General features: G+C 52.6%; 16 protein-coding genes and 2 pseudogenes. 10 read left to right on the top strand and 8 right to left on the bottom strand.

The features are described 5' to 3' along the window. Window positions 1-224: 224 nt before the first annotated feature. Both JET16_RS20320 and JET16_RS20315 read right to left on the bottom strand, forming a co-directional pair. A complete protein-coding gene (locus tag JET16_RS20320) occupies window positions 225-1,268 on the bottom strand; it encodes a YkvI family membrane protein (protein WP_199619670.1) in 1,044 nt (347 codons plus the stop codon). A 121-nt stretch (window positions 1,269-1,389) separates the two neighbouring features. Then, window positions 1,390-2,163: a hypothetical protein gene (locus JET16_RS20315; RefSeq protein WP_199619667.1), complete on the bottom strand. Its 774-nt coding sequence runs from the start codon at window positions 2,161-2,163 to the stop codon at window positions 1,390-1,392. A gap of 307 nt (window positions 2,164-2,470) precedes the next feature. Between JET16_RS20315 and JET16_RS20310 the strand changes: the two genes are divergently transcribed. The 4 genes from JET16_RS20310 to JET16_RS20295 all read left to right on the top strand — a co-directional run bounded on the left by JET16_RS20310 (window position 2,471) and on the right by JET16_RS20295 (window position 4,089). Then, window positions 2,471-3,046: a xanthine phosphoribosyltransferase gene (locus JET16_RS20310; RefSeq protein ID WP_199619664.1), complete on the top strand. Its 576-nt coding sequence runs from the start codon at window positions 2,471-2,473 to the stop codon at window positions 3,044-3,046. Window positions 3,047-3,163: 117 nt separating this feature from the next. Further along, window positions 3,164-3,496: a hypothetical protein gene (locus tag JET16_RS20305; protein WP_199619655.1), complete on the top strand. Its 333-nt coding sequence runs from the start codon at window positions 3,164-3,166 to the stop codon at window positions 3,494-3,496. A 70-nt stretch (window positions 3,497-3,566) separates the two neighbouring features. Continuing rightward, window positions 3,567-3,830, top strand: coding sequence for a hypothetical protein (locus JET16_RS20300; protein WP_325176740.1), 264 nt, complete (start codon window positions 3,567-3,569; stop codon window positions 3,828-3,830). A 46-nt stretch (window positions 3,831-3,876) separates the two neighbouring features. Further along, the gene (locus tag JET16_RS20295; protein WP_199619653.1) at window positions 3,877-4,089 is read left to right on the top strand and encodes a YqzE family protein; all 213 of its coding nucleotides are present in this window, start codon (window positions 3,877-3,879) and stop codon (window positions 4,087-4,089) included. A gap of 58 nt (window positions 4,090-4,147) precedes the next feature. Here the strand turns inward: JET16_RS20295 and JET16_RS20290 are convergent, their stop codons facing one another. From JET16_RS20290 to JET16_RS20280, 3 genes are all read right to left on the bottom strand, one after another. Continuing rightward, window positions 4,148-5,056 (bottom strand): hypothetical protein, encoded by a 909-nt coding sequence (locus tag JET16_RS20290; protein WP_199619651.1) that lies wholly within the window; start codon window positions 5,054-5,056, stop codon window positions 4,148-4,150. A 118-nt stretch (window positions 5,057-5,174) separates the two neighbouring features. After that, the gene (locus JET16_RS20285) at window positions 5,175-6,161 is read right to left on the bottom strand and encodes a YqhG family protein (RefSeq protein WP_199619649.1); all 987 of its coding nucleotides are present in this window, start codon (window positions 6,159-6,161) and stop codon (window positions 5,175-5,177) included. 4 nt (window positions 6,162-6,165) lie between these two features. After that, window positions 6,166-7,992, bottom strand: coding sequence for a DEAD/DEAH box helicase (locus tag JET16_RS20280; RefSeq protein WP_199619646.1), 1,827 nt, complete (start codon window positions 7,990-7,992; stop codon window positions 6,166-6,168). 567 nt (window positions 7,993-8,559) lie between these two features. Here JET16_RS20280 and JET16_RS20275 point away from each other — a divergent pair. After that, window positions 8,560-9,402 carry a lipoate--protein ligase family protein gene (locus JET16_RS20275; protein ID WP_199619896.1) on the top strand — a complete coding sequence of 281 codons (843 nt, stop codon included), beginning with the start codon at window positions 8,560-8,562 and terminating at the stop codon, window positions 9,400-9,402. Between the two features lie 83 nt (window positions 9,403-9,485). Continuing rightward, on the top strand, window positions 9,486-10,382 hold the full coding sequence (locus JET16_RS20270; protein ID WP_199619644.1) for a glycine-rich domain-containing protein: 897 nt from the start codon (window positions 9,486-9,488) through the stop codon (window positions 10,380-10,382). Between the two features lie 191 nt (window positions 10,383-10,573). Here the strand turns inward: JET16_RS20270 and dat are convergent, their stop codons facing one another. Beyond that, window positions 10,574-11,416: a D-amino-acid transaminase gene (gene dat / locus JET16_RS20265; RefSeq protein WP_199619642.1), complete on the bottom strand. Its 843-nt coding sequence runs from the start codon at window positions 11,414-11,416 to the stop codon at window positions 10,574-10,576. 442 nt (window positions 11,417-11,858) lie between these two features. On the opposite strand from dat, the pseudogene JET16_RS20260 reads away from it, so the two are divergent. Both JET16_RS20260 and JET16_RS20255 read left to right on the top strand, forming a co-directional pair. Beyond that, a pseudogene (locus JET16_RS20260) lies at window positions 11,859-12,914 on the top strand (ribonucleotide reductase N-terminal alpha domain-containing protein); the annotation flags it as partial. Between the two features lie 254 nt (window positions 12,915-13,168). Beyond that, a pseudogene (locus JET16_RS20255) lies at window positions 13,169-14,719 on the top strand (TSCPD domain-containing protein); the annotation flags it as partial. 239 nt (window positions 14,720-14,958) lie between these two features. Here JET16_RS20255 and JET16_RS20250 read toward each other — a convergent pair. Further along, on the bottom strand, window positions 14,959-15,450 hold the full coding sequence (locus JET16_RS20250) for a GNAT family N-acetyltransferase (protein ID WP_199619640.1): 492 nt from the start codon (window positions 15,448-15,450) through the stop codon (window positions 14,959-14,961). Then, entirely contained in the window at window positions 15,441-16,592 is a 1,152-nt protein-coding gene (locus JET16_RS20245; protein WP_199619638.1) for an MFS transporter, read from the bottom strand. Before JET16_RS20245 ends, JET16_RS20250 begins: the two co-directional genes overlap by 10 nt. A gap of 259 nt (window positions 16,593-16,851) precedes the next feature. Here JET16_RS20245 and JET16_RS20240 point away from each other — a divergent pair, with 259 nt between their 5' ends. Both JET16_RS20240 and JET16_RS20235 read left to right on the top strand, forming a co-directional pair. Next, complete coding sequence (locus JET16_RS20240) at window positions 16,852-17,769, top strand: LysR family transcriptional regulator (RefSeq protein ID WP_199619636.1); 918 nt, start codon at window positions 16,852-16,854, stop codon at window positions 17,767-17,769. A gap of 425 nt (window positions 17,770-18,194) precedes the next feature. After that, a complete protein-coding gene (locus JET16_RS20235; protein ID WP_199619634.1) occupies window positions 18,195-21,131 on the top strand; it encodes an extracellular solute-binding protein in 2,937 nt (978 codons plus the stop codon). Window positions 21,132-21,139: the final 8 nt, after the last annotated feature.

The raw sequence follows: 21,139 nt of genomic DNA, 5'->3' as shown, positions 1-21,139 counted from the left end.
ATACAAGGTCGGTTGGAAAACCGGCACGATACATCTGAACGAACGCGGTAGGATCGCTCTTCCTGCTGGCCGATTTGATCGGCATGCTCCGCGACGGGAGCGGCGGCCGCTACCCTTACTTCCACACCGGGTACATGCTTTCTGGATTCGTGTACAATACTTTGGCGGGCGTGTTTTTGTTCGTGCGCCTCGGGATGACGGTCCGGTTGCTCGGCAGCCGGAAGTCAGGCGGTCCTTCTTCCGCGGGCAATGACCATACCGAACCAGATGAGGCTTAAGAAGCCGAAGAACGGATAGAGCGTCGACAGCAGCGCCTTGAATCCGACAAAGCTGACGGCAAAACATAGGATCAGCGTGCTGACTATCAAAACGTTGCGTTTCAACCGGGTGCGCTGCTCCATCTGGAGCGACAAGCCGAATACGTCGGCGATGAACGTCGTAAATATTTCAGCGTAAATGAGCACTAAATAAATCAAATGAATCGCCGGTCCGAGCCCGGCCACGACCAAACCCATCGGAATTTCGTAGCGAAAGATCGCCGGCGCATGCACGGATAGCGAAATATGGCCGGCTAGCAGCAATAGGCCCAACCCGAGCCCGCCGAACAAGCCGCCCCACGCGATCGCGCTCCGGTCTTTCACCGACGCCCCGAGAGGCACAAGCACCGCCTGCGCGGATGCGAGATTGAACGCCGAATATAGGAGCGGCGCGATCCAGGCCCGCCCCGGAGGGTACGGATCTTCGCGGGTAGCCCAGCCGCTCGCCGCGAATTCCGGGAGATGAACGGTGTTCCAAAATACGATCCCGGTAAACACAAGCATGAGCGGAACGACGATCGTATTTACGGCAACGATGCCTTTCATCCCCTTCGAAATTACATAATAGCCAAGGAGCAGCGTAACGGTTACGCCCAGCAAGAACGGCTGCCCCAGGTGCTCTTGAAACACCGATCCGGCTCCCGCCAGCATGACGACCGCTACCGAAAACAGTTCAATAAGGAGCAGTAAGGAAAACCATTCGCCGATCTTGCCGCCGAACAAGTGCCGGTTCAAATCCTCATAAGATTTTGCCCCGATTTCATTTGCGAGCAGCATGATTTTCGTTCCGAACCAAATAAAAAGCGCCGTCGATATTAAGATCGTGAACAATGCGACGCCGCCGTATTTCGTGAAAAATTGCAATATTTCCTGACCGGTGGCAAACCCTGCACCCACGACGGTGCCGATGTACGTAAAAGCGACTTGCCATACGGCGGCCGTTCGTCTCATCGCGCTCCCCCTGCCTGTACACGTTTGTATTAGTACAAGGTATGACGAGCACCCGGCAGATAGTACAACCGGGTAGGACGCAAAAAAAAGACCGCCCGGGAGGGCGGCCTTGCATCCGGAGTCATTCTTCCGGAAATAATTTAACGGATTGGATTTGTTTGTTTTTGGGGTCGACATCCAGTTTCAAGATGACGCCGTTGTTGTTGTAAGCAAGAACGTAATCGGTTTGGGACGACGGTTTGCCGATCGCGGCAATCGCTTCGTCAACCGTTCCGCCGACGCGGAACCCGTTCAATCCGGGATTGATCGCAGACGAGTTTACTTCCACAAAGAGGACGGTTCCGTTGCTTATGCCGATCGCAAAGCCGGGATAAGCGTATACGGTGGCATTCGAAGTGTCGTCCGGCAGGGAGTATGTCTCCGCCGGCTTGCCGAACCTGGTGTGTACCGCATCCAAGTCCGATTGCGTGTCGAGTCCCATCAAGGTCGACCGCTTCGCGTCGAACGTCTCGTTCACATCGTAATTGCGTTTGTTGAAACTTTGCCTGGTCTCCGCAGGGGACACGCGATCTTGTTCGCCGGAGGAGGTTTCCGTCTCGGGCTTCGTCTTGGGAGCGGCGTCTTCCGCTTTCGCGTCCGGGGAAGCCACCTCGATCTCTTCTTTCTTGGCGGTGCCGTCAGCCGGAATCGTTGCTTCCGGGCTTGCCGGAATTGCTGTATCGACGCCTTCAGGGCGGTAGTCCGCCGCCGGCGCCGGATTTGTTGCAGACCCGCCTTGTGCCGTACCGCTTGCCTCCGGTTCGGTTCCGACTGCAGCCGTATCATCACTGCATGCCATTACAAAGCCGAGCGCCAACAATATCGCGGCAACGCTCAAACCTTTACCGTATCTCATATGTCTCATCTCGCTATCCGACCCATGCTTGGAACTGGGTTCTTTATATATACAAACACTATACTCCTTCATGGCGCTCCCTCTCAAAGACGATTTTTTTCCAATTCGAACCGTTTTGACGGGAAAAGGCTTCGAATGTATCGCAACAAGATGCGTGACGTTCACTGGTGCAACATTTCACGTGTTTTTGTATTTCCGCCTAATACTATAGACTGGATTTCAATGGGAAAAGTTGCACCCGAAATCGGTTGATTCGCAAATTTTTGTATGGTATTTTTATACATTATGTAGAAGCGGGAGGCCCCTTATGGAGTTGTTGAAACGGCGTATACGGGAAGACGGACGCGTGTTGTCGGAACAGGTGCTGAACGTGAATGCGTTTTTGAATCACGGCGTCGATCCGAAGCTGATTTCGGAGATGGGCAGGACGTTCGCGGACCGGTTCCGCGAGACAGGAGTGACCCGCGTGATCACGATCGAATCGTCCGGGATCGCGATCGCCTATGCGACCGCGATCGAGCTCGGCGTGCCGCTTGTGTACGCCCGGCGCCGGACGGCGCTTATGAATGAAGGCGAGTATTACGCTGAGCGGGTGCCTTCGTTCACGAAAGGGATCGTCACCGACATCATCGTAGCGAAGACGCTGCTCACATCGAACGACAGAGTATTGTTCATCGACGACTTTATCGCCAACGGCGACGCGGCGAAAGGCTTGCTGCGCATTATCGAGCGGGCGGGCGCCACGCTGGCCGGCGCGGGCATCGCGATTGAGAAAGCGTTCCAGCCTGGAGGACAATGGCTCCGGGACAGAGGCGTGCGCGTGGAGTCGTTGGCCCGCATCGCATCTCTTTCCGGCGGACAGGTGCGGTTCGTGGGGGAATAAGGACGAGCACGGTTTCACCCAACGAAATTAGCATCATTTTTCAACTCGTCCCTATCTTTCTTCCTTTCCGATATTCCGATATAATGGGGAGTAAGTTTCGGAGAGGAGGGCGTCACGATGGGGAATCAACCGTTGACGGACGAATATGTAGCAAAGAAGCTTGACGCGGCTAAGACGCATTTCGAGCGTACAGTCGACTGCAAACACACCGAGTTTGATGACCTCTACCCTTACATGGTGGAACATCCTCAATTTTTCTGGTACAAACGATACGTCGCTTGGTCGGAATTGTTGACCATTGTTAACATATGCCAAGATTGCGGTTATGAGTGGGAGAAGCATTTTACCGGGCAGCAGGCCGAATATGTGCGCCAGAGGGTGATGTCCGCGAAGGTGCTCGACCACTGGTATGAGAACCAGCCGAACGATTCCAAGGAGCATGTCGGTTAAGCTTTTGCGGTGTTAAGGCCTATACGTTTCGGCGGTAGGTCTTTTTTCTTTTAAAAAGGAGGCGTGAGACGTGATATCGGACGAGCAGCTGGATATATACCGGGTGGAAGGCACATTGCTTCGCGTCGTGAGAGATGCGAACCGGGACAACGATGTGCGCGGATTTGTCGTGGCGTGGGACGAGAAGAGCGTGCTGATCCGCAAACGGACGCGCCGGCTCGTCAAGCTGGACCGGCGGTACGTGTATCAGCCGTACTCGGAGCCGCGGGCGGTGCCGCCGGCCGTCGCCGACGCGATCGGCGGAGACGAGCCCGGGGACGAAGACGATGTTTAAAGCCTGCCTCCCGTGCCCACAATAAGGATGAGGAGGCGAACGCAATATGGCTAAAGGGGAAGAGCTCGTTAAATACGTCACGGAGAAAGTAGTATCGTATATCGATATGCCGCCGGAGGAGCGGAAACACCGCAAGCTCGAACGAAAGCAAACCCGCGAGCCGTGGGGAACGCGCTTGTTCGGTATGCTTCCAATGGCGTTATCGATGTTTTTCGGCAGCCGCAGAAACAAAAAAGCGCCCTCGGCCAAGGACGATTAAGACGCCGTCCCCTTCCGAGGGCTTTATATGTTAAGAGGAGAATAACCGGTAAAATGAATTATTGCCGGAACGTCCCGTTGGCGGCCAGCCGGTCGAACGGAACGTATCTCAAACCTTCGTGCTCCAACGCTACATAACCGCGCGGCGCTGCCGTACCGTCCGGCGACCATGCGTGGACCCCGGCGACGCCGAACGGCCAAAGCATCATCCCTTCGTATAGATCCGCACTATATACGAGCTGCGCTTGATTTCCGCCCAACAGTGCCAGCAGATCGTTCCATCCGCGGACCGGAAGCGGTTTCGCGGTGATCCAGCCTATACTCATGTACGGGTCGGCAACATTCTTCGACATCAGATGTGTTTTCTTGGAAACGGAGACAGCGGCGGAGTTTGCAGCTTTCAAGCGTTGAACGTCTTTGTCCTCGATCGGCAGCCACTCTCCGCTTTTCGCGTCCGCGAAACGTATCTTTCCGCCTTCAGTCACTTTCCAATAAGCGTGCAGAGCGTCGAAATACACGCGATCGCGTTTCGCTTCCGCCGTGAACTTCACGTTCTCCAGCCCCTCCGACGCCAACGACCGTTCGAGCGTCCTCATTGAGAAGAGTGGAGCTTCTCCGACACCGTATTCTTCCAACTGCAGCTTCCCGCCGGGCATCTCGACAACGACCAAGTAGCCCGCCTCTTCAACCGTCCCGGCCGCACCCGATTGTTTCACGATCACCACCCAGCCGCGTTTGCCCGGGCCGAGCGGGTATTTCGTCCACGAAGCCCGTTTCCATGATTCGAAGCCCGGCTCGCTCGACAGCCGCTCAATCCATTCGGAAATTTGCGCATCCTCGGATACGGCTCCCGAAGGAGCGGCGGCTGCGGTATCGGCCGGCTTGCCGCCTTGCAAGGCGCCGGCTGCGAGCGGCGCGGCTGTGGCTGTGCATAACGCCAATACAGCGATAAACAGGAATAACCGCATCGCGGTCACCTCCTTATTGTAGGACAAGCCCGACAACCTTTTTATAAGTGTAGTGGATTGCTGGCAAAAAGTTTGTCCGTTCTTGTCCGAAAAATATCGGAACTTTTGCCGAATGGCGTCAATTCATTGCCAGCGAGCCGTGACCGATATGAAATACGCCGGCGTTCAACACCGACGCTTCGACACGGGGCCGGTACTGCCATTCGATCTCGAGCTTCCGGTGCTCGTATTGAGCTTGCACGAGCGGGCGGTTTTCCGGCTCAACGCTTTGCAGCACTTCCGCATAATACGCGTCCACTCTCGCCAATTCATCCCGCAGCCGCTCATGTGCCTCGTGCGCCCAGCTGTGATTATAACCGCGGATTTCACGCTCCAAATATTGCTCCAAAGCTCCCGCGGCTCTTGTTACGGACCAGGCCGGCCGCTGCACCAGCGTATTGGCGGGCAGACGCGGAGTAAGCTGCATACGGGACAACCGTTCGTAAAAATCGTCGACGATTTCCCCCGTCTGCAATGAGATTCCGAGGGAATGCAGCTCGTCCCGTTTCATGTCGCAGCAAAACTCGAGCTTATAGTTGACGGCGAGCCACGTCTGATACACGTAGACCGGCGCGCCCCGCGAGCTCTTCACATCTTCGTACATCTGGACGAACCGTCCTTTGTTTCGCACGATGCCGAACAGCTGCTCAAGACGCCGGCTCCCATACGTCACTTCGTCATGCGTGATACGGCCAACGACCGGAGGAGAGGGAGCGAATCCGAAGTAACGGCTTAAAATCGAGTCCCCTTGAGCCTGAGCGGGCTGCCCCTGTACCTGTGCCTGCGGCTGCGGTTGCGCCTGCGGCTGGGCTGATGCGGCACCGGCCACGGGACCCTTGGCTGGCGCCGGAGCCTTCTCCGGATCGAATACGAACGTCAGCGTCATCGTTTGCGGTTCGACGCCGGTCCGCTCCACGAAGCTCCAATAATACGGACGGTTGGTCAAGTCCTTATCCGCCTCGGGCGACAGCCTCACCGTAAGATGCGCAGGCGATTTCTCGACAATGTGCGATTCCGTGGCCTCCAAATAGCGGGAGACGAATTTGTGCACCTGTTTGGCGTTCATAGCCTCATGTCACCTCCGCTCCGGTACCCGTGCCGACCGTGCGGGAGACGCCGTCGATAATCGCTCCGATTCGCGCCCGGCGCTGAACCTTGGCCGACCCCGCGTCGAGCTCGTCCCCGTCTTCCTCGTCCGACATGCTGTGGAACGAGCTGCTCAAGCGGTTCATCCGCTCGCGCAGATCGTTGTCGTCTTTCGATTCCAGCACGATCTTGAGCAGGCTCGACTCGAGCGAATTCGATTTCCGTTCGAACCGCTCGACAATCGTGTCCACTTCGCCGATGACGAGCTCGAACATGTTGATCTTTTCGTGCAGCAAATTCAGTATATGCTCTTCGATCGTGCCGGCCGTCGACAAATTGTATATTTTCACGTCCTGCGTCTGGCCGAGCCGGTGGACGCGGCCGATCCGCTGCTCGATGCGCATCGGATTCCACGGCAAATCGAAGTTAATGATGTGATGGCAAAATTGAAGGTTAATGCCCTCCCCGCCCGCCTCGGTCGCCACCATCACCTGCGCGCGGGAACGGAACAAATCCATCATCCAATCCTTCTTGCCGCGGTTCATGCCGCCCCGGTAAGGGACGGCCGTAATATGATGCTGCTTCAGGAAGCTGAGCAAATATTCCTGAGAGGCGCGGTATTCGGTGAAAATGAGCACCTTGTCGTTGATCTCCCGGATGAGCTCCATCGCCTTCTCCGCCTTCGTGTTCGCTTGAATGTTGCGGATCAGGTTCACCAAATCCCATACGCGCTGCCTTGTAGGGGAATCTTCCGGAAGCTTCTTAAAGATGTTCACCAACGATATAAATACCGCATCGCGCGAAGAGCACACCTCCCGCTGCAGCGTCACGAGCGCCAATCCGCTGCTTATGTCTCCTCCCGAGTCTTCGTACCGCTGCTTTATAAAGCGGGTCACTCCTTCATACAACTCTTGTTCCTCGGGCGAGAGCTTGAGCGTAATGTTCTTCACGTGGCGCTTCGTGAACTCGACCCCGCCGTCGCTGCGCCTGTTTCGGATCATCACCTTCTGCAATTCTTGTTGGAGCGCCGTTTCGTTTTTGGGGATCCTTTTTTCCGCGACATAGTTCGCCAGAAAGCTTCCGTGTCCCCCGAGCTGGCCCGGTTTGAGCAGCGTGATCAAGTTATACAGCTCGCCGAGATCGTTCTGCACGGGTGTGGCCGTGAGCAGAAGGCAGTATTTCTTGCGGATTTGGTTGACGAATTGGTAGTTGGTCGTCTTCTTGTTCTTCAGCTTGTGCGCCTCGTCGATGATGAGCATGTCGTAATCGATTCCGAGCACGATGTCCCGGTGAGGGTCGCGCTTGGCCGTGTCCATCGACGCCACCACCACCTCGCAGCTTTGCCACATATGCTCCTTCTTCTGGGCGGCGGCCTGAATGCCGAATTTGCCGTTCAGCTCGCGCACCCACTGCAGCACGAGAGACGCGGGGACGAGAATGAGCGCCTTCTTCACAAGACCGCGAATCAAATATTCTTTAAGGATCAACCCGGCTTCGATCGTCTTGCCCAAGCCCACTTCGTCGGCAAGAATGGCGCGTCCGCGCATTTCGTGCAGCACGCGGCGGGCGGCATCCAACTGGTGAGGCAGCGGCTGCAGCTTCGACAGATGGCGGAGACACTGCAATTCTTCGAAACTTTGAATGAGTCCGGCTTGTTCCGCTTCGTAGGCGAGTTGGTAGTGCGTGAAATGATCCCAAGGACCGTTCTTCTCCATGCGCGATTCCAATTCTTCCAGCCACGAGCGGTCGAAGGTAAGCGCCAAGTGGTCTCCAATCATTCGCGTCGGTTCCGGCAATACGGTCTTTCTCATGCTGATCGCCCCCTCTTTTTGTTGCGTCCGTTCCTGAACTCGCGATACGTTTTAGTATGCTCGGTTTGCGCTTTGTTCATAACTTATGGAAATTTCGAGGCGTGGGGGCGATGTGCGGTTGCACGTTTGCCGGTTTTTCGGGTTGCGAATCCGTATTTCTGCTCTTTTTCCGGATCATCAGGTCGTCGATTCTGCGTTTTCAGTCATATTTTCGGACCCCATGCAGGTTCTCCATTCGCCTCCTTTCAAACTGTACCGGTACAGACGGGGTGAAAGTTGAATATTTTTATATGCTGTACTGGTCATCTGTACTGGTTTTTGAGAAATAGATGGTCTTTTTAGGGGTCAAAATGTCCGCTGAATCGAATCTGTACCGGTACAGATTGAAAGGGAGTCCGAGGTACTGACAGAAGTGCGGGGGAGTCGACCGGGAAATCGGAAGGATTTCTGCCAGCGCGCTGCCGATCGCGTATGCGGCTCCAATTCATGTTCGTTGGTAAACGGAAGCGGACCGTGCTATTATCGTTGGAAGAATAGAGCGTGAAGGACCGGGGGAGGAAAAAAATGATGCGCAAATGGCGGTACGTTCGGTCGGGGGCGTGTTCTCCGGCTTATAATATGGCGGCGGATGAAGCGATCATGATGGCGGTAGGAGCGGGTGAGGCGCCGGCGACGCTCCGTTTCTTCGGCTGGTCGCCGGCGACGTTGTCGATCGGCTATTTCCAGAAGGCGGCGGATGAGGTGCGGCTGGATGAGGTGAAGGCGCGGGGCATCGGCTTCGTACGCCGCCCGACCGGGGGGAGAGCGGTGCTGCACGATGCGGAGCTGACGTATTCGATCGTCGTGCCGGAACGGTATCCGGGGCTGCCGACGTCGGTGACGGAGTCGTACCGCGTGTTGAGCGAAGGGCTTGTGCACGGCTTCAGGGCGCTGTCGCTCGATGCGTCAATGGTGTCGTTGGCGTCGGAGGAGGAGAAGGCGAAGTACGCAACGGCAGGATCGGCCGCCTGCTTCGATTCGCCTTCGTGGTACGAGCTTGTCGTGGACGGACGCAAGGTGGCGGGCAGCGCCCAGGTGCGCCAGCACGGGGCGGTGCTGCAGCACGGCTCGATCCTGCTCGACATTGACGTCGGGCTGCTGTTCGAGCTGCTGCAATTTCGTTCGGAGCGGCTGCGCGAGCGGCTCGCGGCTGATTTCGCCGGCAAGGCCGCGGCGATCAACGGTTTGCGGGCGGCCCGGGGGCTGCCGCCCGTAGGGGTGCCCGAGGCGGAGGAGGCGTTCGCCTCGGGATGGGCGCAGGCGCTCGATGTCGAGCTTGCGCCTGCGGATTTGACCGCCGCCGAGGAAGCGGCGGCTGCGCGGCTCGCTGCAGGGAAGTATGGCAGCGACGAATGGAATTTGCGCCGGTAGATTTCGGCGCCCGGTGACACTGCTCTCCCGCATAAGATACAATGGAAGTATGTGAATGCGAAAAGAAGAGGAGGCGGGCGTTTATGAGCGGTTGGCTCAGCAGGTTGGCGGGTGCGTTTGGTTTGGCAAGTCGGCGGGAATTGCCCGAGTTTCCCGCGCCGCTGCGCGAAACGTCCGGACTGTCCATTGTGTCCGAGGCGATTCGCGAGTTGGACGCTCGTTTGAACGGCGCGTGCCGCGGCGGTTGTCTCGAGCATGTCAAGATGCGCGTGCTCGCGAAACACCCCGGGATGACGGATAGAGAGTACGATTGGCTGTGGTTGGAGCTGCGGCGGTTTTTCTTGATGACGGCGATTGCGCGCAGCGTGCCGATGTACAATTCGAAGGCGGACGACATATGGCATGAGATGCTCCTGTTCACGAGGGAGTACGAATCGTTCTGCCGGGAGTTCGCCGGACGGACGATTCATCACGAGCCACACACGGCGAAGCTGTCCAAACAGGAATCGTCGTCGGCGAGAGCGTGGTTTGAGCTCGTTTATTTCACGATGTTTACGGTGCAGGACGTCAATGAGCGGCTGTTGGGCGGATTCGGCAGAAAGATACTTCCGGCTGCTGAGTTGAGATGGCTGCAGGACAGTGCGGCGGAGGAGATCCGTTCGCGGCTCTTCGTGACGGACTCGGCGGACGAAACCGTCAACCGCGCCGCACGGGATGTGGCCGAGGAGCTGCATTCGCAAATCGCGGAGGCGCGCGAGCATTTGGAGAGGGACCGGGGCGCCGGCGCTCGCGATCAGAGCTTTGTCGGCCATTACGTCGCGAGTCTGCTTATCTTCAGCATGATAGAGCATGACTTTGCAGAAGAAAAGAGCGACGGCGGCGATATCAGCATGATTGGGGCGGCCGATTCCGGTTCCGGCGGCGGGGATTCCTCCTGTGGAGGAGCTTCTTGCGGCGGAGGCGGCTGCGGGGGCAGTTAACGTCCGAATTGAGGCTGACCAGAGTCTGACCGGTAATAGGCACTGCAATCGAAAAAAATTCGGTTACAGCACTTGCGAGTTAATGAAAATAACGGTCCGATCTTTCTTTAATAACGGCATCATACGCTGGATTTATGCGTCAGCCGTTTACTAAAGGTAGTCCGGACCGTTATTTTTACTGTCCTGATTAACTAATGATTGATCAGCTTCACGAATTCCGCGTGCAGCTGCCGAGTGACCGGTCCCGGTGTTCCTTGACCGACAGCCCGGTCGTCGACGCGTACGATCGGCATAATTTCCACCGTCGTGCCCAACAGCATCGCTTCATCCGCCGCATACAACTCGTCTAGTGTGAACGCTTCTTCGCGCACCGCGATACCAACGCTGCCGGCAATACGAAGCGCCGCCGCTCGAGTGATCCCGTGTAAAATAAGATTGTTCGCCGGATGCGTCCGAAGCGTCCCGTCCTGCACGATGGCGACGTTGGATGAGCTTCCTTCCGTAACGGTATCGCCGCGATGGAATACCGCTTCCCATGCCCCTGCTTCGGAGGCGGCTTGCTTGGCCAGCACGTTCGGAAGCAGATTCAAGCTCTTGATATCGCAGCGCAGCCAGCGTATATCCGGTTGCGTAACGACAGAGACGCCGTCGCGTAGCGCGGCTTCGGGACGCGCCATATCCTTTGTAAACGCGGTAACCGTCGGGCGCACGCCGCTCGGCGGAAACGCGTGTCCCCGAGGCGCCGCGCCGCGGGACACTTGTAAATAAACGATGCCGTCCGTCAGCCGGTCGGCCTTCATTAAACTTGATATGCCGAATGAAAGCTCCTCAACCGTATACGGCAGGTCGATCCGGATTTCCGCAGCGCTTCTAATTAAGCGGTCCCAGTGCGCTTCTTCTTCAAAAAGCCGGCCGCCGTAAACGCGAAACACTTCATATATCCCGTCTCCGAAGTTATATCCGCGGTCCTCCACATCAACCGCCGCGCCGTCCCGCTGCTTCAGTTCATCCCCGGTCCAGACGTACGTTCCCATAATGCAGCCGCTCCTTTTGCGTCATTTTTTAATAAGAACACATGTTCCCAAATTACTTGCTTTGTGTTACAATACTTCTATATAACGTAGCAAAGGAGTGTAGCCTAGTAAAGAGTTGATACTGAAGGCCGCACACTCGGCTGGATCGGGTTGGTTGTGTCGAGATGTGTCGAAAAATAGTTTGGACGCCATGGCGAAAAAGTGAGGTACTGTGAGAAAAAAAGAGATTGACGGTGGAAGTCTTTACTTTTTCTCAACATTTATCTCTAGTAGTACAACATCTTGTGCTGTATAATGGACTCCTAACACAATATATAGTAATGTATATACATAACAGTTTTTGGCACCCGTTATGCAGCCGTACCCGACTTTGTCGAAGGTTGGCGATGCGCCGCATGCGCAATATATTGTGTATTTTATTTTTGTCGTAGGAGGGTGTTCCTTGAAAACGAAGCAAAAAACAAAACTGGAAGGCTTAAGCGAGAAAATTTTTCTTGATCGCTACGCCCGCAAAGACGCCGATTACAACAACACCAAAGTCGGCGACGTGGTTCTCGCATTAACGAAGGACGACCCGAAGTTTCCGGCTAAAGAAGTAGGCGAAGTGATCGCCCGCGACGGCAAGAACGTCACTGTGCTGACTCGTTCCGGCGTTACGGTCGAGACGACCGTCGACAAGATCACGCTTACGCGCGAGAAAACTCCGGAAGAGATGTGGGACCGCCTCGCGGCCGCGATGGCTTCCGTAGAAGCACCGGAGAAGCGCAAAGAATGGACGGAAAAATTCAGATATATACTTGACGACTGGAAGCTTGTGCCCGGCGGGCGGATCGCCGCCGGAGCGGGAGCGAGCGACGAGCTGACGCTGTTTAACTGCTACGTCATTCCGTCTCCGCACGACAGCCGCGGCGGCATCATGAAGACGTTGTCCGAGATGACCGAAATTATGTCCCGCGGGGGCGGCGTCGGCATCAACTTGTCTTCCCTCCGTCCGCGCCGTTCGATCGTTGCAGGCGTGAACGGCTCCTCCAGCGGAGCGGTATCGTGGGGCGGCTTGTTCAGCTACACGACGGGATTGATTGAGCAGGGTGGAAGTCGACGAGGCGCGTTGATGCTGATGATTAACGACTGGCATCCCGACGTGCTGGATTTCATCACTGTAAAGCAGACGATGGGCCAAGTGACGAACGCGAACTTGTCGGTTTGCGTGAGCAACGGGTTCATGAAAGCCGTGAAGGAAGATTTGGACTGGGAACTCGAGTTCCCGGACACCAAGCATGCGGATTATGACACCACGTGGGATGGCGATCTGGCGAAGTGGAAAGCGGCCGGCAAGCCTGTGAAGCACTATCGCACCGTTCGCGCCCGCGACGTATGGCATACGATTATCGAGTCGGCGTGGAAATCGGCCGAACCGGGCGTCGTGTTCATGGAATACTACAACGAAATGTCCAACTCGTGGTATTTCAACCCGATTATTTGTACGAATCCGTGTGGTAAGGTAGCCTGAGTTTGCCTCACGTTAAACATCGCGGAATGAAGCGGGAAGGCTGAGAAGCTAATCCGAACCGAAGGCTGACGGTAAAACGTCGGTCAGGGGCAGAGCATAGACGGTGAACCTGCCGGAAGGCAGAATATAATCCGTCCACGAGGCCGCGACATTGGATTTCCCAATGAAAATATATGCCGACCTAACGGGAACAACGAACCGTTAGAACTGCCGGATAAAAAGCCGGTAGGATAACATAACTGGAACAAGGTTTGCCTGCATGGGGCGTATGCAATTTGTCCGCCGTTAATCTTTCGAAGTTCTACGACGCCGAGAAGCATGACGTGGCTTGGGAAGAACTTGGCAAGACGGTTCGTTATTCCGTGCGTTTTCTGGATAACGTTATCGATAAGACGCCGTATCATTTCGAGGAAAACAAAGAGAACCAACAAGGCGAGCGCCGCGTAGGCCTCGGCTCCATGGGACTTGCCGAACTGATGATCAAGCTGGAAATCCGTTACGGCAGCCCGGAATCGCTTGAATTTCTCGATAAACTGTACGGATTTATGGCGAAAGAAGCTTACATTTCGTCCGCTGAAATCGCAGGCGAGAAAGGCTCGTTCAAGCATTTCATCTATGACAAATTCATGCAAAGCGGCTTCATGAAGAACATAGTGTCCGAATATCCGGAAGTTGGCGCGGCGATCAAGAAGAACGGCATGCGCAACGTTACCGTCATAACCCAGGCTCCGACAGGCAGCACCGGTACGATGGTCGGCACTTCCACGGGCATCGAGCCGTATTTCGCCTTCGAATATTACCGCCAAAGCCGTCTCGGTTTCGACAAGCAGCTGGTGCCGATCGCACAGGAATGGAAAGACAACAACCCTGGCAAAGAGCTGCCGGACTGGTTCATCACCGCCATGGATTTGTCGGCGGAAGACCATATCCGCGCGCAAGCGGCGATCCAACGTTGGGTGGACAGCTCCATCTCCAAGACGGCGAACTGCCCGTCCGACTTTACGGTGGAAGAGACGAAGCGGCTGTACGAGCTTGCATTCGAGCTCGGCTGCAAAGGCGTAACGATCTACCGAGACGGAAGCCGCGACGTGCAGGTGTTGAGTACGAAGAAGGACGATGAGAAGAAAGAAGAGCCGGCAGCGGCACCGGTGGCTGCAGAACCGGAAGCGTCCGCCGATGAGAAGGCGCTCGAGACGATCTCCTCCGCGATTGCGGTTAACGCTACTCCGCAGCAAAAGGAAGTGTTCGACAAGCAATACCGCAGCCGTCCGCAAGTGCTGCGAGGCGCTACGTATAAATTCAACACGCCGTTCGGTATCGCGTACATTACAATTAACGACTCGAACGGCGCGCCGAGCGAAATTTTCTTGAACGTGGGCAAAGCCGGTTCCGACGTATTCGCGATGTCCGAGGCGCTCGGCCGCGTAATATCCTTGTTCCTTCGCTACGGCGATCACGGAAGCAAGACGGCGCTGCTCATTAAACACCTGAAGGGAATCGGCGGCTCCGGCGCAGTCGGATTCGGTCCGAACCGCGTCGAATCGATCGCCGACGCCGTCGCGAAAGCACTAGAGATTCACGTTCAAGGCGCGCAAGAGCGCAATGCCTATGAAAGCGCGGAGCACCTCGTCACCGCTACCGAAGAGTTGCATGCTGACGTATCCTCTGCACCCTTAGGAAGCAAAGATACGGCAATCTCAACCGATTTGTGCCCGGGTTGCGGCACCGCTTCGCTCGTCAACTCCGAAGGCTGCAAAACATGCACCAACTGCGGCTATAGCAAGTGTAGTTAACAATGAAGCCAGGGGCGATCCCTGGCTTCATCTGTGTGATGTCAGAATTATTGAGAATATTTTCAAAATTGGTGAGAATGGGTTTTCATAATTAATGAGAAAATATAATGAATAATTATTCATTATATACAATATAGGGTTTTGCACTGAATTAACAATGGTGTCCTCGTATCCATCCTAAACGCGGTAGTGGGGCCATGGATGAACCGCGTCCTCCCTAAAAGATGACCCTTCCAAAGTCATAAAATACGCTGAAAAAATGAAATGTCATGCCACTGTTCATATTTGTATCCGACTTCGCGAAAAGTTCCGACAAAGGTAAAACCCAGATTTTCATGCAAGCGAATGCTGCCCTTATTCTCGCCGACAATTCCTGCAATGATGACATGATGGCCTATAGATTTAGCCAGTTCCAGTATCTCATGGAGAAGGATCCGACCAATTCCTTTCCCCTGCATGAGCTCATCGATATAAATGGATACTTCTACCGTATGTGAATAAGCGGGTTTTGATCGAAATGGCAGGATTCCGCAATATCCAACCACTTTCCCTTCGACCTCTGCGACGAGTAATGGGTGACGGTCATCGAATTTGGAAAACCAGCCCAGTCTCTGTTCAAGCGATTGCTCTTCTAAATCAAAAGTCGCCGCCGAATTACGGACAACCTCGTTGTAGATTGTTAACATGAACGGCACGTCTGCTTCTACTGCTTTCCGAACGATCAATTCCATTTTATTGCTCCCCTTCTTTCTATAATTTTGCCGGTTGCGCAATCAGGCAGCCGCAGACATACGAAACTGGCAAGCGCCAATAAACCGGACGCGATCCCAAAGGAAAAGAAATGCGTCCCAAATACCTCATATCCCCATCCTGCAGCAAAGACACCAACCGCCCCTCCGATCTGATGAATGAAATAGCTCCAACCGTATAAAACACCCAACCATCGGAGACCATATAAGGTTCCGAGAATGGCGGAAGAAAGCGCCGTGCTCCCTGCCCATACAAGCCCCCCGAAGGCCGACACTGCGTACAATTGCCATGCTGACATGGTCAGCACGATCAGAAGAAATTCGGCGCCGCGAAAGATGTAAATGACGGAAAGCAGCGACCTTTTCGAAATACGGTCGGATAGCTCGCCTAAGAAAACACTGCTGATCATCGCAACCAGCCCGATTAATCCGACGCTGAAGGAAGCCGTTTGCTCATGAAAGCCATGATCCGTCAACATCGGAACGCCATGAGAACCTAGTAGATTCATACTGAAACCGCACACGAAAAGACCGAAGGTAATCTGCCAAAAAGGCCGTGTCACGAGGGCATCCGTCCATCTATCCAGCGAAATCATCGGCTCCGATACATCGATCCGATTTGTCATGATTTGTCCGGGAAGCAGGTCCGTGTTAACGGGAGCATCATCACTAAGAATCAATCCAGAGGGCAAAATCAATACGAGAAATAAAACTGCAAGCAGTAGCAGCGTTGCCCGCCATCCGACCCACTCAATCATGGATGTAAAAGCAGGCGTCATTGTCGCGATCCCTCCCATCGACCCGGTAGACAAATAAAAGAGCGCCTTTCCTCTCTGCCTTGTAAACCACTTGCTTACGATAGGAGTTACTGCGATCGGACTTGTGAAAGAAAGGCCGAAGGACAGTAAAATGCCATAAGCGAGCGTAAAGCTGACCGGTTCATTCGTACAGACCGTCCAAACCATGGAAACGGCTATGATGGCTGCTCCTGCCAACAAAACAAAACGTGTACCGAGTTGGCCGACGAGATAACCGGCTATAGGCATACCAATCCCGTACACGATCATACTAATGGCAAAAATGGAAGACAGAAGCGTGCGACTTATCCCCAGACTGTCCAACATCGGATTGAAAAAGGGTCCTGCTCAAGACGTGTGCCTACTGTTAGCATCGTAATCATTGACGTGACAATGACAATATTCCATCCAAAATACCACTTTCCCGTATTTGCCGGTTTCACCTTTTAACCTCCCTTGCTAACAAACCAAACTCTGTGTCGTTGATGATTAAACTACTACAGTTCAATTGATAAGAAAAAGACATTTATGTTATTGTAGGAATAAGATTTACTTATACCTTGAAGATCAGGTGGTCTCGGAATATATGGAGCTTAGACAATTAGCTTACTTCGTCGAGGTCGCGAGACTAAACAATTTAACGCGAGCGGCCGAACGGCTGAATGTCGCCCAACCGGCGCTCTCGCAGCAGATCGGGAACCTGGAACGGGAACTCGGCGTCAGGCTTTTTAACCGCTCTGGCCGCGGTGTAACGCTTACTGAGGCAGGAAAGATATTTTTTATCGGTGCGGAAAAAACTTTGGCAGAGGCGGAGAGGGCCAAAGATTCCGCCAAAGGATTCAACAATCAGCCGAGAGGGAAGGTAACCGTAGGGGCATTAGAATCCTTGGTGCAAACCAGACTGCCGCGAATGCTGGCAACCTTCGGGCAAGAGAATCCGGGGATTAACGTGTTTATAAGGGAGAATACGACCGGCCCGCTTCTTGAGGCACTTAAGAAGGGCGAATTGGATATTGCGCTTGCTCACGAATGGGACGATCAATATTTGCCGCACTTGGAACATTTAATTCCGCCGCCTGGGGTTTGTTCGAAATCGCTGTATGATGACGAGCTAGTTCTTGCCGTTGCCAAGGGACATCCGCTGGAGAAACGAATAGCGGTTTCGATCCGGGAAATAAGGGACGAATCGTTCGTATCCTTTAAAGAGGGATCGGGTATCCGTTCGCTTGTATTTGCGGCGTGCATCAAAGAGGGTTTCGAGCCGATCATCACCTACGAGTGCGCTTCTCCGCGGATACTGGTGGCAGAGGGACTCGGGTTTTCGATACTTCCGCGTCTGATGGCGGAGACGCCAGGGCCGTCAATTTCGATTATCCCCCTGGATCCTCCTCTTTCGCGTTCGGTTGCCGTCTTTTTCTTCGAGGGACGTTATCTCTCGCCGGCTGCCGAGATTTTTTTGCGTTACGCGGAAAAGTATCTGGGTTCGGAAAATATAGTGCGTTGAATCCGTTAATATATTTTCATCAAAAGCTGTAAATGGTTCATAATAAAGCTGTAAATTTTGTTTCATAATTTGCGATATACAACCAAATGCGTATTTATGCAAAGTAAGAAACCCAACCAACGTCAAACATTGGTTGGGTTTCTTACTCTCGTCAGCAAAGGTGATACCACCATTGGAACTCGACGAAAACCCATAATTTTCCATACGAATGACTGTTTTGAAACTCGCATTCTCTGGTATGGCGGAGTCGCTATACCGCGACCTAAATCGTAGTTTAGTTTCATGATCGGTAGTATTTTATTATTGATGCTTGAGTTTAATATAGCTAATATTGATTTAAGACAGTAGTATAAATTCATCCTATCTCTAATAGTGATTTTTTCTGTTTTTTTCGAACTATGGCATAGCGACACGGGGGATACGATATGAAAAACGTAAAACTAAAAAAACTGTTATGGTTAGCAGCCATTCTATTGTTAGGTGCCGATAGTATTCCTGTTACTAACTTAGCGCTGGCCTTAGGTGATTCAACCTCAGATGGCGCAAGTAAAGATAACATTACACTGAATAGTTTCAACCGGAATAGTTATTTTAACTATCTGTCGAAGTATAAGGATGCTCCATTGCCTCAAGATCAGATTGTGATAAAGGGCACTTCATATATAAACAATGAAGGCGCAACTACTGAAAAATTAAGCTCATTTCAAGATACGAATGATGTATTGGCGTGGAAAGGTGAAGAGGGAACGCTTACGTGGAGCCTTGATATCAAGGAAACCGGGTTTTATAACATTGGGATCCGTTATCTTCCGCTGTCTTCGGGAAATGAAAAAATTGAACTGCAGATGAAGGTTGATTCCAGTCTGCCATTCGACGAAGCAGGGAGATTGTCGCTTGAGAAACCATGGAAAGATACATCCTCTGATATGATGTATGATCAGAGGGGAAATAGTATCCGGCCGAGACAAGAAATGAGCGAAGAATGGATTGAAGCCGATTTCAAAGATAGAGAGGGTTTATATAATGAACCTTTCAGAATTTACTTCGAGAAAGGAAAACATACGCTCGAGCTAACGGCAAACCGATCGGATTTTATCTTAGATTATATAAAGATATATAATCACCCGGAAATTGAAATGTATCAATCGGTTGTAAGCGGATACAAAAATAAGGGATATAAGGCTGCCGGCGGCGGCATGATTAAAGTGCAAGCGGAGAATATATACAGACGCTCCGATTCCATACTAACAGCGCAATATGATCGAAGCGGCAAAGCGGTTGAACCTTCCCATCCGACAAAAATGCTAATAAATATTGCGGGCGGACAGAACTGGCAGTATCAGGGGCAGTGGTTAAAATGGAAAGTCGATGTCAAGGAAAGCGGTTTGTACAGCATTGCATTTAAAGCGAGGCAGAATTATAAGAGCGGTCTTTTTTCGAATCGAAGATTGTACATCGATGGAAAAATGCCTTTTCAAGAAGCGGCAGCTATTAAATTTCCGTACCAATCCAATTGGTATATGAAAGTTGTTGGAGACGAGAACCCATATCAATTTTATCTTGAAGAAGGCGCGCATGAAATAACGTTGGAAGTTGTGCCGGGCGAGTTCAGCGAAACAATAACCGTTTTGGAAAACGCTTTATATTATTTAAACAAAATATATAGAGAAATTATTACGATTACAGGCACTTCCATAGACGTTAACCGGGATTACAATCTCGATTCGGAAATTCCGGGCTTGATGGATGAAATAATCCGAGTGAATGACTTGATAAAGCGCGAAAAAGAAAGACTTGTGAATATCTCGGGCTCATCGGGAAATGAAACGGCAATTCTTGACAGATTGAGTCTTCAGATGGCGACATTTATCGATAAGCCTGAAACAATACCTGCAAGATTAGACAAGTACAAAGGAAATGTTGATGCACTTGCGGCATGGCTTTTGAGTCTTAAGCAACAACCTCTTGATCTTGATTATATCGTGTTTATTCCGGAAGGGACAATGCCGCCCAAGGCTAATGCTGGATTTTTTGAGAACATGGTATTTCGGATTCAAGCTCTTATTGGATCGTTTTCTGAAGATTACGGCATTATCGGAGATTTGAAAACTGATCAAGCGTTAACCGTGTGGGTCGGGATGGGGCGCGATCAGGTACAGATCGTGAAACAACTGGTGGACGATTATTTCACGCCATCTACTGGTATTCAAGTGAATGTAAATCTGGTCCAGCAAGGAATCATGGAAGCGGTTCTTGCCGGAAGCGGTCCGGATGTGGTTTTGTTTGTTAATAGCGGGGATGCGGTGAATCTGGCCATGCGAGGCGCGATTGCGAATGTAGATCAGTTTGACGGTTTTAATGAAGTGACAGGGAGATTTATTCAACAGGCGATGGTGCCATACGAGTTTAACGGGCATTATTATGGGATTCCGCTTACGCAAACATTTCCAATGATGTTCTATAGAAAGGATATTTTTAAGGAGTTAAATCTTTCGGTTCCACAAACGTGGGATGAAATGTTTAGGGTGATACCGGTTATACAGAGGAAGAATATGAGTGTCGGAATACCTCCTTCAAGCAATGTGAATGTCGGATCATCTATTTCGAACTCCACGTTATCTGGAGAGCAACTCTCGCAATCGCCTGTTCAAACCAACATCTTTGGAACGATACTCTATCAACGGGGAGGAAGATACTATAACGACGACAAGTCAAGCACCGAATTCGATAAGAAAGTTGCATTGGAAGCATTCAGGCAATATACGAGTTTATTCAGCGATTACTCACTACCGCTTATGTTTGATTTCTACAACAGGTTTAGAAGTGGAGAAATGCCTTTGGGTATAGCGGAATTTACCGAATACAACAGACTACAGGCTGCGGCTCCTGAAATCAGAAATCTGTGGGAAATGGTTCCCGTCCCTGGAACCAAACGTGAAGACGGCACGATCGACCATACCGTTCTTGCAGGAGGCCAGGGGAGTATTATTCTAAGAGATGCTACGGATCGTGAGGCGGCATGGCAATTTGTTGAATGGTTTTCGTCAGAAGATATCCAGGCAAGCTTTGGCAGACAGACAGAAGCTTTCCTTGGACCGGCGGGAAGATATCCAACCGCCAATTTGAAAGCGTTCGAGAAACTTCCTTGGCTGAAGAAAGAGAGACAACTGCTCCTAGATCAGTGGGAAAATGTGAAGGAAATACCGCGGGTCCCCGGAGACTATTATGTCGAAAGGAATCTTGACCATGTTTTTCGTAGGGTCGTTATTAAAGGCGAGAATACAAGAGATTCGCTTTATAACTACAATTTAGAAATGAATTTGGAGATCGACAGGAAAAGGAAAGAGTTTGGACTTGAATAGAAATCACT

This window comes from Paenibacillus alkalitolerans, from assembly GCF_016482785.1.
Classification (GTDB): Bacteria; Bacillota; Bacilli; order Paenibacillales; family YIM-B00363; genus Paenibacillus_AE; species Paenibacillus_AE alkalitolerans.
This window is presented reverse-complemented; position numbering and strand designations above follow the sequence as displayed.

Bases quoted from the DNA above. Each gene is read 5' to 3' on its own strand.
- JET16_RS20320 (WP_199619670.1), bottom strand. From the start codon at position 1,268: ATGAGACGAACGGCCGCCGTATGGCAAGTCGCTTTTACGTACATCGGC.
- JET16_RS20315 (WP_199619667.1), bottom strand. From the start codon at position 2,163: ATGAGATACGGTAAAGGTTTGAGCGTTGCCGCGATATTGTTGGCGCTC.
- JET16_RS20310 (WP_199619664.1), top strand. From the start codon at position 2,471: ATGGAGTTGTTGAAACGGCGTATACGGGAAGACGGACGCGTGTTGTCG.
- JET16_RS20305 (WP_199619655.1), top strand. From the start codon at position 3,164: ATGGGGAATCAACCGTTGACGGACGAATATGTAGCAAAGAAGCTTGAC.
- JET16_RS20295 (WP_199619653.1), top strand. From the start codon at position 3,877: ATGGCTAAAGGGGAAGAGCTCGTTAAATACGTCACGGAGAAAGTAGTA.
- JET16_RS20290 (WP_199619651.1), bottom strand. From the start codon at position 5,056: ATGCGGTTATTCCTGTTTATCGCTGTATTGGCGTTATGCACAGCCACA.
- JET16_RS20285 (WP_199619649.1), bottom strand. From the start codon at position 6,161: ATGAACGCCAAACAGGTGCACAAATTCGTCTCCCGCTATTTGGAGGCC.
- JET16_RS20280 (WP_199619646.1), bottom strand. From the start codon at position 7,992: ATGAGAAAGACCGTATTGCCGGAACCGACGCGAATGATTGGAGACCAC.
- JET16_RS20275 (WP_199619896.1), top strand. From the start codon at position 8,560: ATGCGCAAATGGCGGTACGTTCGGTCGGGGGCGTGTTCTCCGGCTTAT.
- JET16_RS20270 (WP_199619644.1), top strand. From the start codon at position 9,486: ATGAGCGGTTGGCTCAGCAGGTTGGCGGGTGCGTTTGGTTTGGCAAGT.
- dat (WP_199619642.1), bottom strand. From the start codon at position 11,416: ATGGGAACGTACGTCTGGACCGGGGATGAACTGAAGCAGCGGGACGGC.
- JET16_RS20250 (WP_199619640.1), bottom strand. From the start codon at position 15,450: ATGGAATTGATCGTTCGGAAAGCAGTAGAAGCAGACGTGCCGTTCATG.
- JET16_RS20245 (WP_199619638.1), bottom strand. From the start codon at position 16,592: ATGTTGGACAGTCTGGGGATAAGTCGCACGCTTCTGTCTTCCATTTTT.
- JET16_RS20240 (WP_199619636.1), top strand. From the start codon at position 16,852: ATGGAGCTTAGACAATTAGCTTACTTCGTCGAGGTCGCGAGACTAAAC.
- JET16_RS20235 (WP_199619634.1), top strand. From the start codon at position 18,195: ATGAAAAACGTAAAACTAAAAAAACTGTTATGGTTAGCAGCCATTCTA.